Below are 9,659 nucleotides of genomic sequence, written 5' to 3'. Positions count from 1 at the left end.
TAGAACGACGACATCCGGAAACAAACAGCTGCGATCACCCGGGGCGCACCTTTCAGCGACAGCGGAAACCATGCGGCACCCAAATGCCCCGCATGGGATTTCGCGAGTGCCCGAATGCCACCCGGCAGCGGACGATGCAACCGAATTCCGCGTTATTGCAGCAATTCGAACACCGCCATCTGAGGTTCCGCCACCCGCACCGCCGCCCGAAACGAGGCCGGAAAAGGCTCAATTCACCCAGCGGCCATCGGCGGCTCCAGGTTCCCGATCGCGACCAGGTAGTCCAGGCAACCCGATATCAGTTCCGGGACGCCCACCGGAGGAGCCGTTTCCGAGCCCCCCGCCCGATCCGCCTCGAATGGGTGGCCGACATTTCGGAGCGGCAGGTCCGGCGCCGGTCCGTCCTCGCCCAATAGCGGCAGGAACGGGAGCAGCGCATTCTCCGCGCCGGCTTCCACCGCAACGCGCAAATCCCTGCGCCATTCCCCGTACGGCTTGCGCGACACCCGGTACCCCGATTCGCTCAGCAGGTCCACGAGGTCCGCCCAGCGCACGGGTGGAGCACCCGGCAGGTGGTGCGCCCGGCCCAACTCCGTTCCGCTCATCGCGATTCGCGCGATGGACGCAGCCACGAAGTCGACCGGAACCGCGTCGACGAACAGGTCCAGGTCCGGCGCCGAGCCCAGCTGGATGCAGCCCTTCAACCAGGCGCACAAGAAGAGCTCCGGCGGGCAGGCCCCGGTCGCTCGGCCCCCGACGACCTGCCCGGGGCGGTGGATCGCGACCGGGAGGCCGCGCCGCCCGGCCTGCGCGACGAGGCGGTCCGCCACCCACTTGGTCTGCGCACGACCGCTGATCGCACCGTCCGCATCAGGCGGCTCCACCTCGCCGAGGGGCTGCGCGCCCAGGGCATCGGGGAACACCTCTAGCGAGGACACGTAGTGCACCGGCTTCACGCGACCTCGGCACGCCAGCCGCAGGACTTCCAATGTTCCCAGCACATTCGTCGTCTTGAGCTGCCGGTAGGAAAGCACGGGGCTGGTCCCGGCGCCGCTGTGCAGCACCAGATCGGCCCGCCGTGCCAGTTCCTCGTACGCGGGACGGTCCAGGCCGAGGTAGGGGCGGCTGAGGTCGGCGGGAATCCCGACCAGACGTCGTGCGTCTGCCCTGCGCCACAGACCGTACGCGGCCAGGTTCTTCCGGACCCGGTTCACGGCACCGTCCCGGTCGCCGGCCCGCACGACGACGTGCACGTCGGCATCGGAGCGGTCCAGCACGTCGCGGAGCAGGAACGCGCCCACGAACCCGGTCGCGCCGGTCAGCACGACATTCCGGAAGGGCGCGACCGGCTCGGCGACCCGACCTGGCCGGACGTCGTCCGGCAGCAGCGCTTCCGCAGCCAGGGCGTCGGGGTCGATTCCGCGCGATCGGTCGCTGAGAACGGCTTCATCGCCGACCAACCGCGCCAGCTCTGCGATGACGGGCCCTGCGTACAGCTCGTGCGGCCCGATTTCGACGCCGCACTCGTCCCGCACCCGGTCCAACAAGACCGTGGCGGTCAGGGAAGTGCCGCCCAGATCGAAGAAATCGTCCGCGACGCCGACCCGGTGCACGCCGAGCACGTCCTGCCAGATGCCGACCAGCCGGGCTTCGACCGGACCGGTCGGCGGGACGTACGTGGTTCCGGTCAGCCCGTCGAGAAACCGGCCGCCGATCTCGATCCGCCCCGGGACCATGGCTCCGGGAAGGCTCTCCCGGGCGAAGGCGCGCAGTGCCGCGCGGAACCTGGGTGCCCGCGCCACGGCCAGCGGATCGGTTGCCCCGGCTTTCATGCGCGCCCCTCCACCGGCTCGAAAGCAGCGTCGAACTCGTGCAGGCCACCATGTTCCGGGACCAGCAGCCGGACTCTCGCGCCGTGCCGCTCACCGAACTCCACGACGCTCTCCGGGTCGACGGCCGACGACCCGTCGACCTCCCACAGCAGCCGCTCCAGCTCCCAGGCCGTGGTGTCGTCCGCAATCCCGCCGAGCAGTTGGAGCAGCGCCCGCGGGCGCACCAGCCGGCGATTGGGGATGCCATTGACGGTCAGCGGCCCGGTGCCGATCCGCTGGGCGAGGCCGTCCAGTCCGGCCGGGAGTTCCGACCAGGCCAACGCATCGGAGACCGGGCTGCCGGGTGGCTCGTCGAGCAGCAGGGTGACGTCGTAGCGGAAGCAGGTCGGCTCGTTGACCTCGTGCCCGCGCTTGAGCTCGATCCGCGCGTGGCCGAACCTCCTGAAGTACGCGGGCGAGAGGCACAACTCCGGCTCGCCCGCGACGCTTCTCCTGATCGCCGAGGCGAGTTCCGCCGCCGACGTCAACGGTTGGCATCGCTTGAGCTCCGCTGCCGCATAGAGTGCGTCCAGCTCCGCCAAGCCCCGCACGTCGCCGACGAAGACCGCGCGCCGACCGACCCTGGTGGCCTCGGCGAGAACGCGTTCCAGGTATCCGGTACTCGGGAAGTACTGGACGACGGAGTTCAGCACCACCACGTCGGCGCTGGCGGTCGGCATGCCGGCGAGCGCGGTGGCGTCGGCGTGGTCGATGACGACGTTGCGCGGGGGCTCGGGGCCGAGCGACTGCCGAGCCGCTCCGACGGCCGACGAGGAGGGCTCGATCCCGCGGTATTCCGCGATGTGCGGGAGCAGCGCGCGCAGCAGCAGTCCGGGCCCGGCACCGACGTCCACGACCGACTGCGGCGCCAGGTCCGCGATGCGGCGCGCGGTGTGGTCCAGCCGCGCGCGCATGTCCTGGGGCGGAATCGGTTCGACGGCACCGATTCCCGGCTCGGCAACGGCATACCTCCGTTCCCACTCCTGGCACCAACGGCGCACGTGGGCCTCTTCGGCGACGTGGTCGGCAGGCTCGGCCACCGGGGCGACCCGCGCGACCAGCTGCGCGCCACCGGACCGACCGGTGCTCGCGGTCACCTCGACGGATTCGACCTGGGCGTGCTGGGAAAGCACGTTCTCCACCTCGGCGAGTTCGACTCGGTGCCCGAGGACGGTCACCCGGCGGTCATCGCGCGCCTGGAGCGTCAGGGTTCCGTCCGCTTCCCGGCGCACGCGGTCCCCGGTCCGGTAGGCGGCGCCGGATCCGCTCGCGACGAACCGCTGCGCGGTGAGCCCGGGCTGTGCGAGGTAACCCGCGGCGATCCCGGCCCCGCCGATCAGGAGCTCACCGACCGCTCCGACCGGCACCTCCCGCAGGTCCTCGTCCACCACCAGCACCTCGGTGCCCGGCAGCGCTCGGCCGATGGGCACCGCCGCGTCCGGGCCGATCTCGTGGACCGCGGCCCAGGAGGTCGTCTCCGGTGAGCCGTATGCGGCGAACAGCCGCACCCCCGGCAGAGCAGCCGACAGGCGTCGCGCCAGATCCGCTGGGATCGCCTCCCCGCCGACGAGAACCGCGCGGGCGCCCTTCAACGACTCCAAACCGGCCCGCTGCGCGGCCAGGAAGGACGGCGTGCACTGCAGCAAGGTGATGTTGTGCCGCCGGACGAGCTGCGCGAACGAGTGCGCGGCGTCGGCCACCTCCTCCTCGTGCAGTTCTTTCAGCTGGTTCAGCGTGGGCAGGCCCGCGATCACCTCGTCGACGGCGACCCCGAAGTCGATCAGGCACGCGATCTCGTCCGCACCCGCAGCCGCCAACCTGCGCACCACTTCGCCGCCCTCCGCCGGCGAACCGAACAGGCCGGACCGCTCCAGGTACCTGTCGAGCGCCAGGTCCAGCACCGATTCGAGGTCCTCGTCGGTGACGGCGGTCCCGGCGCCGAACAGCACCCGGCTGAGCTCCGCGGAGCTGCGCAGGTACTCCCGGAACGGGCCCCTCGCCAGCGCCTTCGCCCGCTCCGCGTCGTCGAGCAGGAAGGTGTGCACCATGACCGACACCCGGCCCGGCCCGGCGAACCCGTGCTCGGCCCTGGCGTTGCGGTACGCCGCGATCTTCCCCGCCAGCTCGTCGAGGTCCAGCCCGAGCAGGTGGGTGAGCACGTTCACCCCGGCCGCCCCAGCGCGCTCGAAGGTCTCCACCGAGCCCGCCGAGGTGAGCCAGATCGGCGGCTCGTCCTGCACCGGCGACGGGAAGACCCGCACATCGACCTCCGCGCCGTCGCCGCCCCGCCGCCGGACCGCCTCCCCGCGCCACAGCCGCCGGAACTCGTCCAGCTGCTCGGCCATCCGCTGCTTGCGGCGCGGGAAGTGGTCCGGGAAGAACACGAAGTCGTTGGTGTTCCAGCCGGATGCGAACGCGAGGCCGACCCGGCCGTCGGAGAGGTTGTCCACCAAGGACCACTCCTCGGCGATGCGGACCGTGTCGTGCAGCGGCGCGACCACGCTGCCGCACCGCAGTCCGATCCGCTCGGTCACCGTCGCCAGCGCCGCGGCCATGACCGCCGGGTTCGGGTACAGGCCGCCGAAGGAGTGGAAGTGCCGTTCGGGGGTCCACACGGCCTCGAACCCGTGGGCGTCGCCGAACTTCGCGGCCTCCAGCACCAGGCGGTACCCGTCGCGCCGCTGCTCGTCGGCCGTGGCGGCGGCGAAGAAGAACAGGCTGAAGCCGAGCGGGTGCTCGGCGGCGGGAGCCGGGTTCTCGATCAGCCGGTCCCCGGCGATGACGACCTTCGCGCCGCAGGTCAGCGGCCACAGCACGTCCAGCACCCCGGCGTCGAAGGAGATGCTGGTCAACGCGAGGACGACGTCCGATTCCGCGCAACCGATACGGTCGCGCATCCCGGCGAAGCGGCCGAGCGCGTTGCGGTGCCGGACCACGATTCCCAGCGGCCGGCCGTGCGGTCCCGATGTGTACGTGACGTACGCCGGGCACTCACCGTCCACAACGGACTTCGGTGGCGCGGTGGGCCGCTGGGCGATCTCCGCGGCGTCCGCGTCGATGCGCACGAGGTGGCGGGCGGGAAGCCCCGATGGGCCGGCGCCGCTGGTGATCAGGCAGTGCAGGTCGGCATCGGACGAGATGAGCGCCAGCCGCTTCGCCGGTTCGGCGGGGTCTAGGGCCACGAACGAGCCACCGGCCTTGAGCACGGCCAACAGCGCCACGACCAGGTCCGGCCCGCGGCGCAGGCCCACGCCGACCAGGCAACCCGGCCCCGTGCCCAGCGCGCGCAGGTGGTGCGCGAGCTGGTTCGCCCTGGCGTCGAGCGCCGCGTAGCTCAGCTCGGACCAGCGGTGCGCGATCGCCACCGCAGCCGGGTTCCGCCGCGCCTGTTCCTCGATGACGCCGTGGATCGTGGCCGCAGTTTCAATTGAAACCGCGGTCTCGGTGCCATCACGAACGCCGACCACGTCGCACCCCTCCCGGCCTGGCTCGCATCATCGGTCTGCGGCGACCAGTTCGAGCTCGCCGGCCAGCCGCGCCCGCAACCCCGCCTTGTCGACCTTCCCGGTGCCGTTGCGCGGCAGGACGTCGCAGTGGTGCACCGCGGTGGGGAGCTTGAACCGCGCCAGCCGCTCCCCGAGGAACGCGCGGATCTCCTCCAGGGTGGCCGCGCCGTCCTGGCACACGACCACGACGGGAGTCTCGTCCCACTTCGGGTGCGGCACGCCCACCACGGCCACCTCGCGGACGCCCGGGAACTCGGCCATCAGCCGCTCGATCTCGGCGGGATAGATGTTCTCCCCACCGCTGATGATCACGTCCTTGAGCCGGTCGACGACGTAGAGGTGGCCCTGCTCGTCCCAGTGTCCGATGTCGCCGGAGCGGAACCAGCCGGCGTCGTCCACCGCCTTGCGAGTCGCGTCCGGGTCGTTCCAGTACCCGGAGATCACGTTCGGCCCGCGGACGCAGATCTCGCCGGCCTCGCCCGGTTCGGTCACCACGGCCCCGGTGGTCGGATCGATCAGCCTGATCTCGGTGTGCGGCATGGGGAAACCCGCCGATCCAGGGTTGCCGTCCACCAACTGCGGAGGCAGGTAGGTCGCCAGCGGCGCGGTCTCGGTCAGGCCCCACGCCTGCTGCAGCTTCACCCCCCGCGCCGAGTAGTCGCGGACGAGCTGGTCCGGGACCGGCGCGCCACCGACGATCGCGGCGCGCAACGCCGACAGGTCGGCCCGCTCGAAACCAGGGGTCCGGGCGATGGCGTCGAACATCGTCGGCACCGCGATCAGGTTGGCCACCCGGTGTGTCACCAGGTCTTCCAGGCACTGCTCGGCGTTGAACGCGCGCCGGACCACCAAGGTGCCGCCGTGCGCGAGGGTACCCATGGTGAAGCCGCTGAGCCCGGCGATGTGGAACATGGGCGCGATGACCAGGGCCGGGTCGCGGAACCGGGTTTCGATCGCGGTCGCCGTGTTGACCTGGTTCCACCACAGGTTCCCGTGGGTCAGCAGCGCGCCCTTGGGCCGCCCGGTGGTCCCGGACGTGTACATGAGCAGGGCGACGTCCGCCTCCCGGACGTGCACCGGTTCGTCGTCCCGGTCCGGCGAAGCCGCCGCCGACAAGCTCTCCCAGCGCGGGTGAACGGGGTCGGCCGCCGAGTCGAGCAGGAAGCGGCGCACCGGGACCGAGTCGGCGATGCCGTCGACCAACGCCCGCTGCTCGTCCTCGACGACGAGCGTGTGCGCACCGGAATCGCCGAGCAGGAAAGCCACTTCGTCGCTGGACAGCCGGAAGCTCAGCGGCAGGAAGATCACGCCGAGGTGCGCCGCGGCAAGCGCGGTCTCCAGCAGCAGCGCGCTGTTCCGACCGAGGTAGGCGACCCGGTCACCGCGGCGGAGCCCGCCATCGGAGAGCACCGCCGCCAACCGCCGCACCCGGGCGGACAGCTGCGCGTAGCTGATCTCGGTGCCCTCGTAGACGATCGCCGTGGTGCTGCCGGCAACCCGAGCCCACCGGTGCACGGCCGCGGCCGAACTGATGTTGCCTTCCCTCATCTCGCCCTCCAGGTCGCGCGGAATGGTCGTTCAGCCGCAGCCACCGGCATGCCCCTGGTCACCGCCGAGGCCCGGGTCCAGCTCCGCGGCCGCGACGGGCACCGGCGCGGCGGCCGTGCCGGCCACCGACCGGACGAAGGCCGGCAGCCGGTCCACGCCCCAGAACTTGTTGAAGCGGTCCACGAAGAACGGGACCCCGAACACGCCGTCCTCATCGATGTCGAGCAGTGCCGCGGTCCCCCGCCGACGCAGTTCCTCGTCGTCGACCGCGTTCGCGACGCGGTCCGGCGGCAGCCCGAGTTCGGCGGCGAGCTCCGCCATGGTGGCGCGGTCGCAGATGTCACGCCCTTCCTGCCAGCGGGCGCGGTAGGCGCGGTCAACGAACTCGCGCCCCAGTCCCCCGTCCAGCGCGACGAAGTACGCCAGGTGCGGCACTTCCCACACCGGGTCGCGGTCGACCGGCCAGGTCGGTTCGAGACCGCGCTCCTGGGTGAGCCGGCGCACGTCCTGGAGGATGTAGAGGCTCTTGGCGCGGGACATCGCCACGTACGGGAAGCTGCCGCCCGCATCGGCCAGCATCCGCTCGCTGCGGGCGTCCGGTTCCCAGAACGGTCGCCACTCGACCGCTGCCGCCACCTCGGGGTGCCGGTCCACCAGGTCTCGGTAGGCGAGCCAGGAGTACGGGCTGCGCAACGAGAAGTACCACCTGGGGACGCTGTTCTTCCTGCGCATGACGGGTTCTCCGCTCCTCGGCCGGCTCAGATGACGATGCCGCCATCGATCTGCAGCACGCTGCCGGTCACGTACTCGGCGGACACCAGGTAACCGACCATGTCGGCCACCTCTTCCGGTCGGCCGAACCGCCCCAGCGCGATGTTCGCCGCCGCGGCCGCGCGGGTGCTCTCGGACAGCCCGGCGGTCATGTCGGTCTCGATGAAGCCCGGCGCGACCACGTTCGCGCGGATGCCGTACTTCCCGACCTCCTTGGCGAGCGCCTTGGTGAAGCCGATGATCCCGGCCTTGGACGCCGAGTAGTTGGTCTGCGTGGCGTTGCCGTGGACCCCGGCCACCGACGAGATGTTGACGATGCAACCGCGCTTGCGCTTCATCATCTCGAAGACGACGGCGCGGCAGACGTGGTAGGTGCCGTCGAGGTTGGTGTCCAGGACCTGGTGCCAGTCCTCGTCCTTCATCAGCAGCAGCGGGTTGTCCCGGACGATGCCCGCCGAGGTCACCGCGACGTCGATGGGCCCGAGTTCTTCCTGGGCGTCGGCGACCAGCGCACGCACCTCGTCCGCCCGCGACACGTCCGCCTGCTTGGCGACCACCCGCGCCCCCAGGTCGCCCGCTTCCTTCTCTAGCAGCGCGGCCGCTTCGGGGTTCGACGCGTAGCAGAGCGCCACGTCGAACCCGTCCCGCGCCAACCGCAGCACGGTCGCCCTGCCGATCCCCCGCGATCCGCCCGTGACCAGGGCGACCCGCCTGTCCGACTCCGTCATCCGCCCGTCCCCTCCGCTCCGGCCGCCGCCGCGCCGGTCAGTTCGGATGCCGGTCGCAGCGCCATCACCACCTGGTCGATCTCCATCACGACCTCGCCGCCGACCGCGCTCTCCCCTTCGAAGATCGCCGTGTCGGTGAACGTCCGCGCCAAGCGGACCCGGTGCTCCACGACGTCGCCGGGGCGGACCCGCCCGGTGCGGCGCACGCCGGCGACCCCGCCGAAGAGCATCACCGTGCCGGTACGCACGTCGGGGTTCGGTTTCGGCCCCGCGATGAGCAATCCCGCCGCCTGGCACCAGGATTCGAGCAGCAGCACGCCCGGGTAGTCGTAGTCCTCGTCGTCGGCGTCGTCCGCGAGCTCCCGGTACCACGGCTCGTTGCAGGTGACCGCCTTCAGCGCGGTGAGCCGCTCGCCGGGGACGAGATCGACGACCCGGTCGACGAGCAGCATCGGGTGCCGGTGCGGCAGGATCCGCTTGATCCCGGCGATTCCGCCGCTCTCCGCGGTCGCCGCGCCCGCCTCCGCGAAGCTGATCCGGACCTGCGCGGCGGTCCCGCGCTCGGTGGCGACCGAGGCGGTGCAGGCCCAGCCGGCACCGCGCCGCCGCCACCCGAGGTCCGCGGTCAGCGAGTCGCCCGGGAAGACGGGGCTGGTGAACCGGACCTTGTCGATGCCCGAGAGTTCCCACCGCTGCTGGGGTTCCGGGATGGCGGCCAGCGCACCGCGGTGGACGAACTCGACGATGCTCACCCCGGGGAAGATCGGGAATCCCGGGTAGTGGCCGGCGAAAACGGGTTCGCCGGGCTCGATGACCATCGCGAGCTCCTGGCCCGCGACCTCGATCGCGCCCGCGATCGGGCTGCACGCCGCGCGCATCAGGCGCCCCCCAACTTGGCCGCGAGCAGGTCGTGGGTCTTCGGCAGGGACGTCAGGCCCTGCACCTCGGACTCGGTGAACTTCACCCCGTACTTCTTCTCCAGCACGACGATGACCTCCAACGCCAGCAGCGAATCGCCGCCGAGGTCCTCCACGAACCGGGCGTCGTCGGTCACGTCGGACACCTCGACGTCGAGCACCTCTGCGACGATGCGCCGCAGGTCCTCCAGGTCGATGGGCGTCGCGTCGGTGTCGGTCATCGTGTGCATCCCTTTCCTGGCGGTACTGCGCTTCCGAACTCGTCCTGCGTAGCGGTGCGGGGAGCGGCCCCCTGCGGGAGTTACGGACGCCGTCCGG

At 71.4% G+C, this 9,659-nt stretch carries 7 protein-coding genes; all 7 read right to left on the bottom strand.

The features are described 5' to 3' along the window. Positions 1 to 233 precede the first annotated feature (233 nt). From AC07FN_RS21910 to AC07FN_RS21880, 7 genes are read right to left on the bottom strand one after another with little or no spacing between them, the layout of a single operon-like run. Positions 234 to 1,832 carry a thioester reductase domain-containing protein gene (locus AC07FN_RS21910; protein WP_478397258.1) on the bottom strand — a complete coding sequence of 533 codons (1,599 nt, stop codon included), beginning with the start codon at positions 1,830 to 1,832 and terminating at the stop codon, positions 234 to 236. Continuing rightward, positions 1,829 to 5,338, bottom strand: coding sequence for a MupA/Atu3671 family FMN-dependent luciferase-like monooxygenase (locus AC07FN_RS21905; RefSeq protein WP_478397257.1), 3,510 nt, complete (start codon positions 5,336 to 5,338; stop codon positions 1,829 to 1,831). Before AC07FN_RS21905 ends, AC07FN_RS21910 begins: the two co-directional genes overlap by 4 nt. Before the next feature lie 27 nt (positions 5,339 to 5,365). Beyond that, positions 5,366 to 6,925 (bottom strand): acyl-CoA synthetase, encoded by a 1,560-nt coding sequence (locus AC07FN_RS21900; protein WP_478397256.1) that lies wholly within the window; start codon positions 6,923 to 6,925, stop codon positions 5,366 to 5,368. A 30-nt stretch (positions 6,926 to 6,955) separates the two neighbouring features. Beyond that, entirely contained in the window at positions 6,956 to 7,657 is a 702-nt protein-coding gene (locus AC07FN_RS21895) for a DsbA family protein (protein ID WP_478397255.1), read from the bottom strand. A 26-nt stretch (positions 7,658 to 7,683) separates the two neighbouring features. Continuing rightward, positions 7,684 to 8,424 carry a 3-oxoacyl-[acyl-carrier-protein] reductase gene (gene fabG, locus AC07FN_RS21890; RefSeq protein WP_478397254.1) on the bottom strand — a complete coding sequence of 247 codons (741 nt, stop codon included), beginning with the start codon at positions 8,422 to 8,424 and terminating at the stop codon, positions 7,684 to 7,686. Next, positions 8,421 to 9,302: a 3-hydroxyacyl-ACP dehydratase FabZ family protein gene (locus AC07FN_RS21885; protein ID WP_478397253.1), complete on the bottom strand. Its 882-nt coding sequence runs from the start codon at positions 9,300 to 9,302 to the stop codon at positions 8,421 to 8,423. Before AC07FN_RS21885 ends, fabG begins: the two co-directional genes overlap by 4 nt. After that, entirely contained in the window at positions 9,302 to 9,562 is a 261-nt protein-coding gene (locus AC07FN_RS21880; protein ID WP_478397252.1) for an acyl carrier protein, read from the bottom strand. The genes AC07FN_RS21885 and AC07FN_RS21880 overlap by 1 nt, the downstream gene beginning before the upstream one ends. Positions 9,563 to 9,659: the final 97 nt, after the last annotated feature.

This window comes from Saccharopolyspora sp. NPDC045941 (assembly GCF_056431445.1).
Note: the sequence above shows the minus strand (reverse complement) of the source record. Positions and strands in the feature narration are given on the sequence as shown.